The 15,816-nt window shown below is 66.7% G+C and carries 13 protein-coding genes; 9 read left to right on the top strand and 4 right to left on the bottom strand.

The window, feature by feature from the left end:
* Positions 1-34: 34 nt before the first annotated feature.
* Together AC1DT6_RS25205 and smc are read right to left on the bottom strand one after the other, a co-directional pair.
* On the bottom strand, positions 35-1,414 hold the full coding sequence (locus AC1DT6_RS25205; protein ID WP_441633435.1) for a cell division protein ZipA C-terminal FtsZ-binding domain-containing protein: 1,380 nt from the start codon (positions 1,412-1,414) through the stop codon (positions 35-37).
* Positions 1,411-4,926: a chromosome segregation protein SMC gene (gene smc / locus AC1DT6_RS25200; protein ID WP_477114982.1), complete on the bottom strand. Its 3,516-nt coding sequence runs from the start codon at positions 4,924-4,926 to the stop codon at positions 1,411-1,413. The genes AC1DT6_RS25205 and smc overlap by 4 nt, the downstream gene beginning before the upstream one ends.
* Positions 4,927-5,371: 445 nt before the next feature.
* Here smc and AC1DT6_RS25195 point away from each other — a divergent pair, with 445 nt between their 5' ends.
* Positions 5,372-6,247, top strand: a complete 876-nt coding sequence (locus AC1DT6_RS25195; RefSeq protein WP_441633431.1) for a ferritin family protein — start codon at positions 5,372-5,374, stop codon at positions 6,245-6,247.
* A 24-nt stretch (positions 6,248-6,271) separates the two neighbouring features.
* Here AC1DT6_RS25195 and AC1DT6_RS25190 read toward each other — a convergent pair whose 3' ends face one another.
* Entirely contained in the window at positions 6,272-7,261 is a 990-nt protein-coding gene (locus AC1DT6_RS25190; RefSeq protein WP_441633429.1) for a DMT family transporter, read from the bottom strand.
* Positions 7,262-7,514: 253 nt separating this feature from the next.
* Here AC1DT6_RS25190 and dapC point away from each other — a divergent pair, with 253 nt between their 5' ends.
* From dapC to AC1DT6_RS25150, 8 genes are all read left to right on the top strand, one after another.
* On the top strand, positions 7,515-8,732 hold the full coding sequence (gene dapC, locus AC1DT6_RS25185; RefSeq protein WP_441633445.1) for a succinyldiaminopimelate transaminase: 1,218 nt from the start codon (positions 7,515-7,517) through the stop codon (positions 8,730-8,732).
* 65 nt (positions 8,733-8,797) lie between these two features.
* Positions 8,798-9,625 carry a 2,3,4,5-tetrahydropyridine-2,6-dicarboxylate N-succinyltransferase gene (gene dapD, locus AC1DT6_RS25180; protein WP_441633427.1) on the top strand — a complete coding sequence of 276 codons (828 nt, stop codon included), beginning with the start codon at positions 8,798-8,800 and terminating at the stop codon, positions 9,623-9,625.
* Positions 9,626-9,798: 173 nt separating this feature from the next.
* Positions 9,799-10,158 carry a hypothetical protein gene (locus AC1DT6_RS25175; RefSeq protein WP_441633425.1) on the top strand — a complete coding sequence of 120 codons (360 nt, stop codon included), beginning with the start codon at positions 9,799-9,801 and terminating at the stop codon, positions 10,156-10,158.
* Positions 10,159-10,181: 23 nt separating this feature from the next.
* Complete coding sequence (locus AC1DT6_RS25170) at positions 10,182-10,529, top strand: ArsC family reductase (RefSeq protein ID WP_441633423.1); 348 nt, start codon at positions 10,182-10,184, stop codon at positions 10,527-10,529.
* A gap of 98 nt (positions 10,530-10,627) precedes the next feature.
* Positions 10,628-11,779, top strand: coding sequence for a succinyl-diaminopimelate desuccinylase (gene dapE, locus AC1DT6_RS25165; RefSeq protein ID WP_045241502.1), 1,152 nt, complete (start codon positions 10,628-10,630; stop codon positions 11,777-11,779).
* 48 nt (positions 11,780-11,827) lie between these two features.
* Positions 11,828-12,721 (top strand): 50S ribosomal protein L3 N(5)-glutamine methyltransferase, encoded by an 894-nt coding sequence (gene prmB, locus AC1DT6_RS25160; RefSeq protein ID WP_441633421.1) that lies wholly within the window; start codon positions 11,828-11,830, stop codon positions 12,719-12,721.
* Between the two features lie 217 nt (positions 12,722-12,938).
* Positions 12,939-14,390, top strand: coding sequence for an NHL repeat-containing protein (locus tag AC1DT6_RS25155; RefSeq protein WP_477114981.1), 1,452 nt, complete (start codon positions 12,939-12,941; stop codon positions 14,388-14,390).
* On the top strand, positions 14,338-14,811 hold the full coding sequence (locus tag AC1DT6_RS25150) for a hypothetical protein (protein WP_441633417.1): 474 nt from the start codon (positions 14,338-14,340) through the stop codon (positions 14,809-14,811). The genes AC1DT6_RS25155 and AC1DT6_RS25150 overlap by 53 nt, the downstream gene beginning before the upstream one ends.
* On the opposite strand, the gene AC1DT6_RS25145 is transcribed toward AC1DT6_RS25150, so the two are convergent.
* On the bottom strand, positions 14,730-15,809 hold the full coding sequence (locus tag AC1DT6_RS25145; RefSeq protein ID WP_441633415.1) for a M14 family metallopeptidase: 1,080 nt from the start codon (positions 15,807-15,809) through the stop codon (positions 14,730-14,732). The genes AC1DT6_RS25150 and AC1DT6_RS25145 overlap by 82 nt on opposite strands.
* Positions 15,810-15,816 lie beyond the last annotated feature (7 nt).

The raw sequence follows: 15,816 nt of genomic DNA, 5'->3' as shown, positions 1-15,816 counted from the left end.
GCTGAATGACCGGATCCGATGTCGTACTGCTGTTTCAGAGACTGAACAAACGTAGGGTCACGGGCGAGCCTGCGGGCATGCCGCGCGCCTCGAGCTTGTCGTAGAGCGTTTGCAGCTGGCCGAAGATGGCGACGAAGGACGACTCGCTCAGCGGCCGCATATTGTCGTCGACCAGTTGCGCACCCATGCGCTGCGCCAGGCTGTAGCCATACTCGCACACCGTCTTGAACGGCTTGGTCGCCTGCGCCGCCGACGGCACGTCGAGCAGCAGCGTGATCTGACGGCCAGCCTTGGCCGTCAGATCGTCGCGCAGGAAGTTGGTGTCGCCGAACTGCAGCGTGAACAAGGCACGCTGAACGCCATCGGCGCCGGCCTGGTAGCGGGTAAAGCGGGTGCCGTCGCGCGACAGCACCAGGCCGTCCTGGGTCGCCACAGTCTGCACGTAGGCGGCCGACCACGGCGCGCCGTCGGAGATCACATTGACGCCAAGCTGCACGTCGCAGCTTGCGGCAAACCCATCCAGCTCGCGACCGTTGGCGACCGTCTCGCTCATGTCGGGCAGCTCGGCAGACGCATCGAGCGACTCCGCCAGCGCTTCCACCGCGTTGACGAACTCGGAAAACTCGAGCGCATTGAGCGCCCCACCCCGATTGGCGAGTTGTACCGCTACCTGCAGGTCTTCGTACTGGTGACCGGCGGTGACCGCTTCCCACGCATTGGCCTCGGCGCGCAGGCCCTCGATATGCACCTGTTTGGTCCCCGCGCGGCGCAGGCGGCCGGTGAGCGGCAGGATGCGGTCACCGGAGCTCTTGCGCTCCAGGTGCAGCGGCACGATGCAGTCGATCAGCGGATCAATCACCGCGGGCGTGGGCTGGCCGTCGGGGACGGCGGGCTCGACATAGGCTTCCTTGCGCGGCGCGGCTTCCTGCTGCGCGGTCGCGTGGCCTTCGCCTTCCTCGTGCGCTGCGTGTTCGGCATGCCCCCCGTGTTCGGCGTGCGCCTGCGCCACCGGCTGGCCAGCCGCGGCTTGCACACCTTCGGCGTCCGCTGGCTTGCGCGAGGCGGCATGGCCGGATGCCGGCGCGGCGGCGATGGCGACTTCGTCGGCCACCGCTTCATCGGCATCCGCCGAACTGGCGGCCATGCCGGCCGCCACGGCGGCAGCGTCCAGCGGCGAGCCCGACAGCGTGGGCTCGCGCCGCTCGACGACATGCGCGGCCGGCGGCTCGTGCAGCTTGGCACTGACTTCCGGCGTCACCACCGGGCTGACCACCGGCTCGCGCATCGGCGGCAGGTCGTCCTCGGGCTGCAGCGCGCGCGGGCGGCGCGCCTTGCGGATCTGCCATTGGTTATAAGCCACCACCAGCAGCAGCAGGACAATGCCTGCCACGATAAGGGCAGTCTGGAGCGTCATGCTGCCTCCGCCATCGACATCGCTGCGTCCATATCCACGGCGACGATACGCGAGACGCCTTGCTCCTGCATCGTCACGCCAATCAACTGGTGTGCCATTTCCATTGCGATTTTATTGTGGGAAATGAAAACAAACTGGGTCTTGTCCGACATGCGCGCCACCATATTGGCGTAGCGCTCGGTATTGGCATCGTCCAGCGGCGCGTCCACCTCGTCGAGCAGGCAGAACGGTGCGGGGTTGAGCTGGAACATGGCGAACACCAGCGCAATCGCGGTCAGGGCCTTCTCGCCGCCGGACAGCAGGTGAATCGTCGAGTTCTTCTTGCCTGGCGGCTGCGCCATCACCTGCACGCCCGCGTCGAGGATTTCGTCGCCGGTCATGATGAGCTTGGCCTGGCCGCCGCCGAACAGCGACGGGAACAGCTCGCCGAAGTGGTGGTTGACCTGGTCGAAGGTCCCCTGCAGCATCGCGCGGGTTTCCTGGTCGATCTTGTGGATCGCGTCTTCCAGCGTGGTGATGGCGTCGATCAGGTCGGCCGATTGCGCATCGAGGAAGGTCTTGCGCTCGCGCGCGGCCGCCAGCTCGTCCAGCGCCGCCATGTTCACCGGCCCAAGCGCGTTGATGGCGTTGTTCAGGCGGGTGACTTCGCCTTGCAGGTAGGAAGGCTTGAGGTCCGGGGTCAGCTTCTCGGCCAGCGCGTCCTCGTCCACCTCGGCGGTGGTCAGTTGTTCGCTGAACTGCTCCTGGTTCAGGCGCGCGGCCTGTTCCTTCAACTGGTATTCGGTGATGCGGTCGCGCAGCGGCTGCAGGCTGCGTTCGGCGGCCAGGCGCTGGTCGTCGTACTGGCGCAGCTGCGCTGACAGCGCATCGAGTTCCGTGCGGGCGAGCTGGAGCTTTTCTTCCTTCTCGGCACGGCGCTCCAGCGCATCCTGCAGGCCGGTGTGGGCGGTCTGCTCGTTGATGGTTTCCAGTTCGGCGCGCGCGTCTTCCAGCGACTGGGCAAGGCGCTCCGACTGGTCGCCGGCTGTCTGGATATTGCGGCGCAGCTCTTCGATGCGGTTGGCGAGATTGCGCTCGGCGAACAGGGCTTCCTGCGCCGCGCGCTCGAAATCGCGCAACTGGTGCCGTGCCGAAGACAGCTTGCTGTCCAGCGCCTCGAAGGCCATCTGGTGGTCTTCGTGCGTGGCCTGCATTTCGGCCAGCGCGGCGTCGTGATGCTCGAAGCTGGCTTCGGATTCGGCGCGGATGGCGCGCTGCTCTTCGATCTGCGCGCCGATTTCCGCCAGCTCCTCGCGGATCTGGCCGCTGCGCGCGGCATAGCGCTCCATGGCCTGCGACAGCTTGAGCACGTCCATCTGCAGCGCGTGCACGCGGCGGGTGGCCTGCTCGCTGCCCCCGCGTGCCTCCGTCAGAGCGGCGCTGGCCTGGGTGTAGGCCGCTTCGGCGCGTACCGCCTGGCTCTTGGCCTCATCCGACAGCAGCATCTGGGCGCGCGCCTGCTTCTGCAGGTTCTCGATTTCCTGCTCGCGAGCCAGCATGCCGGCCTGCTCGGAATCGGCAGCGTAGAGGTGGACCGAGCTGCGGCCCACCAGGTGGCCCTCGGCCACGACAAAAGATGCGCCTTCCGGCAGCGTGGCGCGCTGGGCGAGCGCCGAAGCCATGTCGGTGGCGGTATAGACATCGGCCAGCCAGTCTTGCATCACGGCCCGGATGCCGGGCTCGGTGATCTGCACCAGCGCCATCAGCGGGCGCAGGCCGGCAGGGGTTTCCTGCGGGCGTGCGGYCGGCGGCGGCGAGTAGAAGGCCAGCTTGGCGGGCGGCGCGTCGGACAGGAAGGACGTGATCCAGTCCAGGTTGGAGACTTCGAGCGCGGCGAGTTTTTCGCGCAGCACGGATTCCAGCGCGCTTTCCCAGCCCGGCTCGATATGAACCTTCTTCCACAGGCGCGGCAGTTCGGCCAGGCCGTGCTTGGCCAGCCAGGGCTGCACCTTGCCTTCGGTCTGAACGTTTTCCTGGAGCTGCTTCAGCGCGGCCAGGCGGGCTTCCAGCGATGCGATCGCCGCGGCCTCGCTCTGCACACGTTCCTGCGCGCTGCGGCGCCCGGCGTCCAGGCGCGGCACGCTTTCGGCGGAATCGGCCAGGATGGCCTGCGCTTCTTCCAGCACGGCTTCCTGCTCGGCCAGTTCGGCGCGCTGCTCTTCCAGGCGGATTTCATCCGGGCGGTCGAGCCCCTTCTCCTCGCCGGACAGGCGTTCGCGGCGCTGTTCCAGCTGCTGCAGCATCTGGTCGGCGCTGCGCTGCTGCGCGGCTTCGAGCTTGAGCGCCTGCTCGGCCTGCATGATGCTGGCGCGCTGCTCGTTGGACAGCGTCTGGGCATCGCGCCACTGGGCTTCCAGCGTGGGCAGCTCGTCGGTCTTGTGCGCCACCGCCTCCTGTGCCTCGACGGTGCGGCCTTCCGCCACCGCCAGTTCTTCCTCGGCCTGCGCGAGCGCGTCGGTGGCCTGCTCGGCCTTGCCCTGCCACTGCTCGCGCTGCGCGGTCAACGCGGCGATCTGCGCCTGCACGCGATTGCGCGATTCCACCACATAGCGGATCTCGGCCTCGAGCTTGCTGACCTCGGCATTGGCTTCGTACAGCGCGCCCTGCGCGGTGTGCATGTTGTCCGACGCCGCATAATGCGCGGCGCGCATGGTTTCGAGTTCGGCCTCGACGTGACGCAACTGCGCGGTCTGGGCTTCGAGATCGATCTGCGCCTGTTCGATGGCGCGCGTGTGCCGTTCCTGCTCGGCCTGCGCCTCGCGCTTGCGCAGCAGCCACAGCAGGTGCTGCTTTTCCTCGCCGTCGGACTGCAGCGTCTTGAAGCGCTGGGCCACTTCGGCCTGGCCTTCGAGCTTGTCCAGGTTGGTGCCGAGTTCGCGCAGGATGTCTTCGACGCGGGTCAGGTTCTCGCGTGTGTCGGACAGGCGGTTTTCGGTCTCGCGGCGGCGTTCCTTGTATTTGGACACGCCGGCGGCTTCTTCCAGGAAAATCCGCATGTCGTCGGGCTTGGCCTCGATGATGCGCGAGATCATGCCCTGCCCGATGATGGCGTAGGCGCGCGGCCCCAGGCCGGTACCCAGGAAGATGTCCTGGATGTCGCGGCGGCGCACGGCCTGGTTATTGATGTAGTACGAGGACGTGCCGTCGCGGGTCAGCACCCGCTTGACGGCGATCTCGGCATATTGGCTCCATTGCCCGCCGGCACGCCCCTCGGGGTTGTCGAACACCAGTTCGACGCTGGCGCGCCCGGCCTGCTTGCGGGCCGTGGAGCCATTGAAGATCACGTCCTGCATGGACTCGCCGCGCAGCTCGGAGGCACGCGACTCACCCAGCACCCAGCGCACCGCATCGATGATGTTCGACTTGCCGCAGCCGTTGGGACCGACGATGCCGACCAGCTGGCCGGGCACTTGAAAATTGGTGGGATCGACAAAGGACTTGAAGCCCGCCAGTTTGATCGAGGACAGTCGCACGGTTGGTCGTGGGGTATTTAGCGTAATGCAGCGTTCAGGAAGCCGGGCTCAACGAGAAGCCAGGCGACGCGTGCCGCTTGCGCCCCATGCCTGGCTCTTGTGCCCGATAGTTGGCGCTAATCATACCATCGTGCCTTCCGCGTCCGCGCGCTTTCCGGGCTAAGCGGAAGCCATTTCCCAATGGTGTTTGAGCCATTTCCGATGCACCTTGTACAGTCCCAGCCCCACACTCCGGGGTGACGTTTCGCATGCCAGGGAGCGCTTGTATTGCCGGAAACGACACTGCCTTGTGCACCCTGCGGGAAACTTCCGAGGGTTAATGCTAGTCTCTTCACTGTCAGCGTGATCTTTGATGCCCATTGCGCCCCTCATTCCGAGGCCAGTACGCCATCTCTCGCCGGTACAACGCGAAGCCTGCCTCGCTACTCTTCTGGGAGTGTCCAGCATGACCGCCTACACACCGGCGACATCACACGAAAGCTCGCCCGGCCAGGCTGCCGGTCCCACGGCAAAAGCGCTGCCCTGGTCTCTCAGCCAGATCGATTTCGGGGCGATCGACATCGCCCGGGTGCGGCCCGATCGGGAGTTGTTCTACCTGCTGGTGTCCGCCTCGTTCGTTGAGAGCGGCTCGGACACTTACGCCGGCAATCTGGCCGGCTATTACGCCGCCCATCCGGAGGCTTCCGGCTGGCTGTCCGAACACTGGGAGGCCGAGGAGCTGCAGCACGGCCTGGCCCTGCGGCGTTACGTGGAACATGTCTGGCCGGAGTTCGACTGGGAACGCGGTTACGCGCGGTTCTTCGAGGAATACCGCCACACCTGCTCGGTGGACAATTTTGAGACGTCAGAAGCACTTGAAATGGCCGCCCGATGCGTAGTCGAAACCGGCACCGCGGCGCTCTACCGCGCGCTGGAGCAAGCCAGCGACGAACCGGTGCTGCGCAGCCTGACGCGCCGCATCGCCAACGACGAAGTGCGCCACTACAAGCACTTCTACCGCTACTTCAACAGCTTCAACGCCGCGGAACGGCTCGGCCGCCTGCGCGTGCTGGGCGCGCTGGTGCGCCGCCTGCTGGAGATCAAGAACGAAGACGCGGAGATCGCACTGCGCAATGTGCTGCGCATCGAGCGCGGCACCGAGCATATTCCACAGAAGGACGTGCGCAAGCTCAATTCCAGGGTCAGCGCGGTAATCCGGCGCAACCTGCCGATCGAAATGACAGTCAAGATGCTGCTGCGCCCGCTGCACCTGCCCGCGGGCGTCGAACGCGCGATACGCAGGCCGCTGGTGGCGGTTGTCTCGCGGGCGATGCTTTACTAAGCCCTTACCAGGCCAGGCCGCTGGCTATTGCGGCTGCAGCGCCGGATCCCCGGCTCCACCCGCGCCGGCGGCGGCGCTGGCCCTGGCGCGGTGCACCAGCCCGGACAAGGCGCCGGCCGCCACGATGCACAGGCCACCGGCGGCCTCCTTCCAGCTCAGCGTCTCGGTCGCCAGCCACCACGACGACACCGCCGCGATCACGATCTCGAACAGCATCAGCAGGGATACCCGATTGGCCGGAAGGCGCTGCAACCCGTACTGGACCACCGAATTGCTCAGGACCAGGGTGGCGGCCAGGCCCAGCATCAGCGCCAGGCCGCCCCAGCCGATTGCCGGCGCCAAGGCGACGCCGCCCGGCTCCAGCCAGAGCGCGCAGGGCAAGCCGACCGCGGTGCAACCCAGGTAGACCATGACGGTGCGCAGGCGCGCATCCATTTCCGGGTAGAGCTGGCCGGCCCGGCGCGACAGCACATTGTTCACGGCGAATCCCATGCCGCCGATCAGGCCCGACCATTCGGCGGCATGCGTCGGCAGCGGCAGGCCGACTTCCGGCGTCCACAGCATCAGGCCCGCGCCAAACAGCGCCAGCGCCACCAGCAGCAAGCCGGCCGCGGACAGCTTCTCGCCAAGGAAGGCGCGGGCGAACAAGGCCGTCCACACCGGCGTCAGGTAGAACAGCAGCAAGACCCGCATCACGTGGCCGTTGACGCTGCCCCACACGAACCCGGCGTTGGTCACGCCGGCCGCCAGCCCGATGGCGACAAACAGCCACGACCAGCGCAGGCCGCCCAAGTGGCGCGCGAACGCGGCCAGTGCGATCAGCGCGGCCAGCGCGCTGACCAGCGCCGCCGCCGTCATGCCGCCCAGCCCCCAGCCTGCCAGCAGCCGGTACGGAAACCAGGCGATACCCCAGACCGAGGCACCCAGCAGGATGGATAAAGTGGATTTGAAGGCATGCGGCTCGGAACCGGCCGGGGCGCAGGAAGATGCAGGCGAAGCAGGCAGATTGCTCATAAAAGCGAGATAGGGCCGCCGGGTGGGCGGCCTGTTTGTATTCGGTATCGGAAAATCGTCCAGGGACACACGGGCGCCCCGTCCACCGGTAACCGGCATCGGGCCGGACGGGTGACTACAGGCGAGCGGGGCTTGCATCATGCCGCGCTGATGGATCCGGCGCGCCGCCAGGCCCTTGCGGGCGCGCGGGAAAGCCCGGCAATCCTTTATAATGACCGGCTTTGAGCTTGGCCCTACCGGCCTGAACCTGACCGTGAATCCCCGCCTCGACCTGCTCCAGCCCTATCCGTTCGAAAAACTGCGCGTGATGCTGGCTGACGTCAAACCGAACGGCGCGTTGCCCGCTATCAGCTTCGGCATTGGCGAACCCAAGCATCCCACGCCCGAATTCATCAAGACGGCGCTGTCGGAGTCACTTGCGGGACTGGCGAATTATCCCACAACGGCAGGTTCGGACGCACTACGACAGTGCATAGCCGCGTGGCTGCAGCGCCGCTACGGCCTGCCGGCGGTCAATGCCGCCACCCAGGTCCTGCCGGTGACCGGCTCGCGCGAGGCGCTGTTCGCCTTCGCCCAGACCGTGGTCGACGCCAGCCGGCCTGGCGCGCTGGTGCTCTGCCCCAACCCGTTCTACCAGATCTACGAAGGCGCGGCGCTGCTGGCCGGCGCCACCCCGGTGTTCGCCAACAGCGACCCGGCGCGCAATTTCGCCCCGGCCTTCGATCGCATCTCCGACGACACCTGGGCCAGGGTGCAACTGGTCTATGTGTGCTCCCCTGGCAACCCGACCGGCGCCGTGCTGTCGCTGGAAGACTGGCGCGAGCTGTTCGCGCTGTCCGACCGTCACGGCTTCGTGATCGCCTCGGACGAGTGCTACTCGGAAATCTATTTCAAGGAAGGCGAGCCGCCATTGGGCGCGCTGGAAGCGGCGCACAAGCTGGGCCGCGCCGAAGGCACCCATCCCTTCGAGCGGCTGGTGATGTTCTCCAGCCTGTCCAAGCGCTCCAATGTGCCCGGCCTGCGCTCGGGCTTCGTGGCGGGCGACGCCGCCCTGCTGAAGAAATTCCTGCTATACCGTACCTATCACGGCGGCGCCATGAACCCGGCGGTGCAGGCAGCCAGCGTGGCAGCCTGGAACGACGAGGCCCATGTGCGCGACAACCGCGCCGCCTATGTGCGCAAGTTCGCCGAAGTCACGCCGATGCTGGCCGAAGTGCTGGACGTGGCCCTGCCCGATGCCGGCTTCTACCTGTGGGCGGATGTTTCGCGCACGGGACTGACGGATACCGAATTCGCCGCCCGCCTGCTGGCCGAACAGAACGTCACCGTGCTGCCGGGCAGCTTCCTGGCGCGCGAGGCCGACGGCATCAACCCGGGCGCCAACCGCGTGCGCATGGCGCTGGTGGCCACGCCCGGGGAATGCCTGGAAGGCGCGCGCCGCATCGTCGCCTTCTGCAAGTCGCTGGGCTGAGCCCCGCGTGCAAGCCACACACTGAGTTTTGTTGTAGACAACGATCAACCACTGAAAACACGCATATGACGCAAGCACTGCAAGCCCTGATCGACCAGGCATGGGAAGACCGCGCAAGCCTCTCGCCCAAGTCCGCCCCCAACGACATCCGCGAAGCTGTCGCCAACGTGATCGGCCAGCTCGACACCGGCGCCCTGCGCGTGGCCGAGAAGCAAGGCAAGGAATGGATCGTCAACCAGTGGATCAAGAAGGCCGTGCTGCTGTCGTTCCGCCTGGAAGACAACGCGCCGATGTCCGCCGGCGGATTCGCCCAGTTCTACGACAAGGTGCCGACCAAGTTCGCCAACTGGACCGCTGACGATTTCGCCAAGGGCGGCTTCCGCGTGGTGCCCCCGGCCGTGGCCCGCCGTGGCTCGTTCATCGCCAGGAACGCCGTGCTGATGCCGTCGTACGTCAACATCGGCGCCTACGTCGATGAAGGCACCATGGTCGACACCTGGGCCACCGTCGGTTCCTGCGCCCAGATCGGCAAGAACGTCCACCTGTCCGGCGGCGTCGGCATCGGCGGCGTGCTCGAGCCGCTGCAGGCCAACCCGGTCATCATCGAAGACAACTGCTTCATCGGCGCGCGTTCGGAAGTGGTGGAAGGTGTGATCATCGAGGAAAACTCGGTGATCTCGATGGGCGTGTACCTCGGCCAGTCGACCAAGATCTATGACCGCGAAACCGGCGAGATCCACTACGGCCGCGTGCCGGCTGGCTCGGTGGTGGTGGCGGGCAACCTGCCGTCCAAGGACGGCAAGTACAGCCTGTACTGCGCCGTGATCGTCAAGAAGGTGGACGCGCAGACCCGCGCCAAGACCAGCCTGAACGACCTGCTGCGCGGCGACTGATTTCGCCGGCAGTAAAAGAGGGAGCAGACGCAAGCCGGAACCGCGCGCGTGCGCGGCCGGTCTGACCCGGAATGCCGGATCAGACTAGCACTCCCCTTCCCCCGCTTCCCAACGGTGCCCGTTCCACGGGCACCGCCGCCGGCATGAGCTGGCCCGCCCTTCGCAAGCGACTCATGGCCCTGGACCCGACCACCGTCACCACCGTTCTTTCGCTGTTGCCCACGATCCTCGAACAGGCCAACAAGACCATCGAGAAGCTCAAGAAAGGCAAGCGCAAGGATGGCGGCACCGACATGCCCGGCCCGGACTCGCGCGATGCGGCCGCCCGCATCGCCGACCTGGAAAACGCCGCCATGCAGCAGGCCGAGGCCGTCAAGCTGCTGGCCGAGCAACACGCCATCACCATCGAGGCCCTGCGCCGCGAGGCCGCGCGGCTGGACCGCCGGCTGCGCCTGATGACCGCGGTGGCCATGGCCGGTTTCGCGCTGGGCCTCGCCGGCCTGGTGGTCGCCCTCAACCTCTTGCTGCGCTAGCCCCGGCTGGCCCCGAATTCGCCATGACTGTCCTGCTATACGGCATTCCCAACTGCGATACCGTCAAGAAAGCCCGCACCTGGCTCGAAGCCAACGGCGTGGACTACACCTTCCACGACTTCAAGAAGCAAGGCGTGGACGAAGCCATGCTGCGGGGCTGGCTCGCGCATGTGCCGCTGGCGAGCCTGCTCAACCGCAAGGGCACGACCTGGCGCGCGCTGTCGGACGCCGACAAGGCCCGCGCCGAGCAGGAAGCCGGCGCGATTGCGCTGATGCAGCAAAGCCCTTCGCTGATCAAGCGTCCTGTGCTGGCCCACAAGGGCAGCGTCAGCGTGGGGTTTTCGCCGGATAATTACGCAAGCCTCTTTTAAGCCCGATGGCAGCGCCAGGACATGCGCGCTGCCAGGATGCAAGATTCGAACAATGCACCCCGCCGGATTCCGGCGCCACGTGCCTCCTCGCTGCCACCATGAACCCCACACTCGCCCTCACCGAAGACCTGATCCGCCGCCGCTCCGTCACGCCCGCCGATGAAGGCTGCCAGGCCGTGCTGGAGACACGCCTGAAGGCGCTCGGCTTTGCCTGCGAAGCCATCGTCAGCGGCCCGGACGATTTCCGCGTGACCAACCTGTGGGCCGTCAAGCGCGGCACGCGCGGGCAGGACGGCAAGCTGCTGGCCTTCGCCGGCCACACCGACGTGGTGCCCACCGGCCCGCTGGAGCAATGGGGCTCGGACCCCTTCCTGCCCTCCCACCGCGACGGCAAGCTGTACGGCCGCGGCGCCGCCGACATGAAGACCTCGATCGCGGGCTTCGTAGTGGCCGTGGAAGAATTCGTCAAGGCGCATCCGGATCACGCCGGCTCCATCGCGTTCCTGATCACCAGCGACGAGGAAGGCCCCGCGCACGACGGCACCGTCAAGGTGGTCGAAGCGCTGAAGGCGCGCGGCGAGCGGCTTGATTACTGCGTGATCGGCGAGCCCACCTCGGTCGACACGCTCGGCGACATGGTCAAGAACGGCCGCCGCGGCTCGCTCTCGGGCAAGCTCACCGTGAAGGGCGTGCAAGGCCATATCGCCTACCCGCACCTGGCGAAGAACCCCATCCATCTGGCCGCGCCCGCGCTGGCCGAACTGGTCGGCGAGCGCTGGGACGAGGGCAATGAGTACTTCCCGCCGACCACCTGGCAGATGTCGAATATCCACGCTGGCACCGGCGCCACCAACGTGATTCCCGGCCACGTCACCATCGACTTCAACTTCCGCTTTTCCACCGCCAGCACGCCCGAGGGCCTGAAGGCGCGCGTGCATGCGATCCTGGACCGCCACCAGCTCGAATACGACCTGGCCTGGACCCTGGGTGGCGAGCCCTTCCTGACCGCGCGCGGCGATCTCTCCGATGCGCTGGCCGGTGCCATCGCGGCGGAAACGGGCGTCAAGACCGAACTGTCCACCACCGGCGGCACCTCGGATGGCCGCTTTATCGCCAAGATCTGCCCGCAGGTGATCGAGTTCGGGCCACCCAATGCAAGCATCCACAAGATCGACGAGCACGTGGAAGTGCGCTTTATCGAACCCCTGAAGAACATCTACCGCGGCGTGCTGGAACGTCTGATCGCCTGACCGCCTGATCACGTTATTGCCCGAACACCCGGATACAAGAAAGAACCCATGGCCACACCCTCCCCCCTGCGCACTGTGCGCGACCTGCTGCGCCTGGCGGTCTCGCGCTTCACCCAAGCCAAGCTGTCTTTTGGCCACGGCAGCGCCAACGCCTACGACGAAGCCGCCTACCTGGTCCTGCACACGCTGCACCTGCCGCTGGACACGCTCGACCCCTTCCTCGACGCGCGCCTGCTGCCCGAGGAAGTCGAGGCCGTGCTGAACGTCATCGAGCGCCGCGTCACCGAACGCGTGCCCGCGGCCTACATTACCAACGAGGCCTTCATGCATGGCCTGCGCTTCTACGTGGATGCGCGCGTGATCGTGCCGCGCAGCTTCATTGGTGAACTGCTGCAGGAAGGACTGGAACCCTGGGTGGGCGACAGCGCCGAAATTGGCCCTGTGCTGGAACTGTGCACCGGTTCCGGCTGCCTGCCCATCATCGCCGCGCATGTCTGGCCGAAGGCCCGCATCGATGCGGTCGACATCTCGCCGGACGCGCTGGCTGTGGCTCGCCGCAATGTGGCGGACTACAAGATGGAAGACCGCATCAGCCTGTATGAGGGCGACCTGTACGCACCGCTGCCCGCGGGCGCCAAATACGATGTGATTCTCACCAACCCGCCCTACGTCAACGAAACCTCCATGCAAGCGCTGCCGGCCGAATACCAGGCCGAGCCGCGCATCGCGCTGGCTGGTGGCGACGACGGCATGGACGTGGTCCGCCGCATCATCGCCGGCGCCAAGGCGCACCTGAACCCCGGCGGGGCGCTGGTGGTGGAGATTGGCAACGAGCATGCCAACGTGGAAGCGGCATTCCCCGACCTGGAGATCGTCTGGCTGCCGGTCAGCGCCGGCGAGGAGCAGGTGTTCCTGCTGACCTATGAAGCGCTGCCTGGTTGAAGGCTTGCTCAAGACACGGCCGCGGATTCCTGCGGTCTTTTTCTTCCCGGCACCAGCGGCGCTGCCGTTTTCGACGGCTCCGCGCGGTTTTGACTGATCAAGCCGGCGGAGGCGACAACCAGCCTGACATGGTGGGGCGGTGTCAGTTTTTGTCAGTTTTGCTGTGATGCATTTGGATAGGATCGCTGTCGTTATCGACACCTGATTCCTATCCGCCATGCGTCATAAAGCCCATCGCACCCGTTGCGAGACCAACCCCGAAGTCCCGCGACACCAGCAAGCCCTTTCTCCCGCATACAGCAAACTGGCGCTCCCGTCCTGCCTGATGTTGACGCTTGCCCTGCTGGCCGGCTGCGGCGGGGATGGTTCCTCCACAACCGCCAGCCCGTCTTCCACTGGTCCGACTAGTCCCGCTCCCACGCCGCAACCGACCTACTCCATCGGCGGCAGCGTCTCCGGCCTGGCCGACGGGACCCCGATCACGCTGCTCGACAATGGCAGCGATGCGCTGATGGTGAAAGCCAGCGGCCCCTTTACCTTTGCCACGCCGATCGCCTTTAACGCCAGCTATGCGGTGACGCTGGGCACCCAGCCGCTGTGGCATTTCTGCGCCGTCGGCAATGGCAGCGGCACGGCCACGGCCAATGTGACCAACGTGGCCATCGCCTGCCCGCAGGCGCTGGCGCAAGTCACCACCGTGGCGGGCACCACCACCCCAGGCTCGGCCAACGGCGTCGGCTCCGCCGCGTCGTTCGACTTCCCGTTCGGCGCGGCGGTGGACGCCAGCGGCTACCTCTATGTGGCCGATAGAAGCAACAACATGATCCGCAAGATCTCGCCCGCGGGCGTGGTCACCACCCTGGCCGGCTCCGGCGCCACAGGCAGCGCCGACGGCACCGGCTCCGCCGCGTCGTTCAACACCCCGGTCGGCATGGCAGTGGACGGCAATGGCAACGTGTACGTGGCCGAGACGGTAGGCAACGTGGTCCGCAAGATCTCGCCCGCGGGCGTGGTCACCACCCTGGCCGGTTCCGGCGCGTCAGGCTACGCCGACGGCACCGGCTCCGCCGCGTCGTTCCACACCCCGGCCGGCCTGGCGGTGGATGCCGCTGGCAACCTCTATTTGGCCGATTCAGGCAACCACATGATCCGCAGGATCTCGCCCGCTGGCGTGGTCACCACCCTGGCCGGCTCCGCCGCATCAGGCCACGCCGACGGCACCGGCTCCGCCGCGTCGTTCAAAAATCCGGCTGCCGTGGCGGTGGACGCGGGCGGCAACCTTTACGTGGCCGATATGGGCAACCATATGATCCGCAAAGTCTCGCCCGCTGGCGCCGTCACCACCCTGGCCGGCTCCACCGCCTCGGGCTTCGCCGACGGCACCGGCTCCGCCGCGTCGTTCAACGGTCCTTACGGCATCGCGGTTGACGCCATCGGCCACGTCTACGTGGCCGATACGTTCAACAGCGCAATCCGCAGGATCTCGCMCGCCGGCGTGGTCACCACCCTGGCCGGATCCCCCACCTCGGGCCAGGCCGATGGCACCGGCTCCGCCGCGTCGTTCAGGAACCCGACCGCCGTCGCGGTCGACGCTGGCGGCAGCGTCTATGTGAGCGATGCGAACAACAACATGGTCCGCAAGATCACGCCAGTCCGCGCGCCACAGTGACCGCATCGCACGCGTGACCACACGATCCGCTGGATCACTCCCGCTGACGTGGTCACCACCCTGGCTCGGCTCCGGCACCGGAGGCCGAGCCGATGGCGCCGGGCCGGCCGCATCGTTCAGGAGCCCGCCTGGCATAGCGGTGGACACCGGCGGCAACCTTTACGTGGCCGATACGGGCAACTATATGAGCGCAAGATCGCGCAGGTTCAACTGCCCCGGTAACCGGCGTTACGTCTGGCCTTTTTCGGATTCCTACAGGCTCGCCGAAAGAGTCCTTGGCAGGGATCAGCGACCGGCAGCCGCCGCGCCGTATGGCAAGGCGGTTCCGCGGCCACCCCCTCACCACCCCGCCAATCCCTTCAGCACGGCCTCCCTGACCTGCTCCACGACGCTCTCGCGCCAGTCATCGGTATCCCCGTAGAAGGCATGCCACATCGCCTGCCGGATCAGGTTCCGCTGGCCTTCGTCCGCCTCCGGATGCAGGTGCAGCCAATGATCGCCACGTAATGCCTCCAGGACCTCGGTGACAGGCAAGGTGCCGAACTCAAGTGCGATGCCGTTGTACGCCAGCGTCGGCAACGTCTCCGGCGCGGCCATCCAGGCCATGCCGTTGAGATTGGCCGATGCCGACGAGCCGTCGTAGATCGAAGTGACATTGCTGCCCCAGATGGCGCGCGCCTCGCCGATTTCCTCTTCGCGGTCCGGACCCATATAGATAGGCTCGCCGTAGCCCCAAGGCCCCAGACCGGTATGCAGGTCGATCCAGCGCAAGGCTTCGCGCCCGGCACCGAAGCGCGCCAGGATGCGGCGCAGCGTGTAGTTGCTCCACGTTGCCTTGTTGCCGCCGAAGAACAGCCCTTCGGGCGCCTGATACTGGCCGGCGCTCACCGCCGCCTGGTACCAGGACAAGCCCTTCTCGGCCACGGTCTTCATCAGCGCCGCCTGGGCGGCCTCGGAAGGCGGCCACTGCTCGGGCAACAGCATGGGCGCCACTTCGGCGTATGGCGCGTTCTCCGGCAACGGCCTGGTGAAATCCATGAAATTGCGGTTGAGGTCGACATTGTCCTCATTGACGCGCCGCATATGCGAGAAGCCGTAGGGATTGACCGCATGCACCATCAGCAGCGCCACGCCGGCATCGGCGCACGCCTGCAGCAACGCGGCGTCGCCCAGCATGGCGACCTGCGCCCCTGAACCGCAGAAACCCTCCACGCCATGCATGCCCGAAGTCACCATCAGGAAGCGCCTGGCCTCGGCGTCGCCGACCCAGGCCACATCCATGGCGAGTTCCTCGCCGGCACTGCCGCGCTTGGTGGGATGGGGAAAATCGGTCAGCGTGGCGCCGGCGGCATGGGCAGCATCGCGGAATTTCTGCCTGGCTTCGGCATAGCTGCGGGAAAAGCTGGTGTGCAGGGACATGACAGCA

It is taken from the genome of Cupriavidus sp. 01L45, from assembly GCF_056399885.1.
This window is presented reverse-complemented; position numbering and strand designations above follow the sequence as displayed.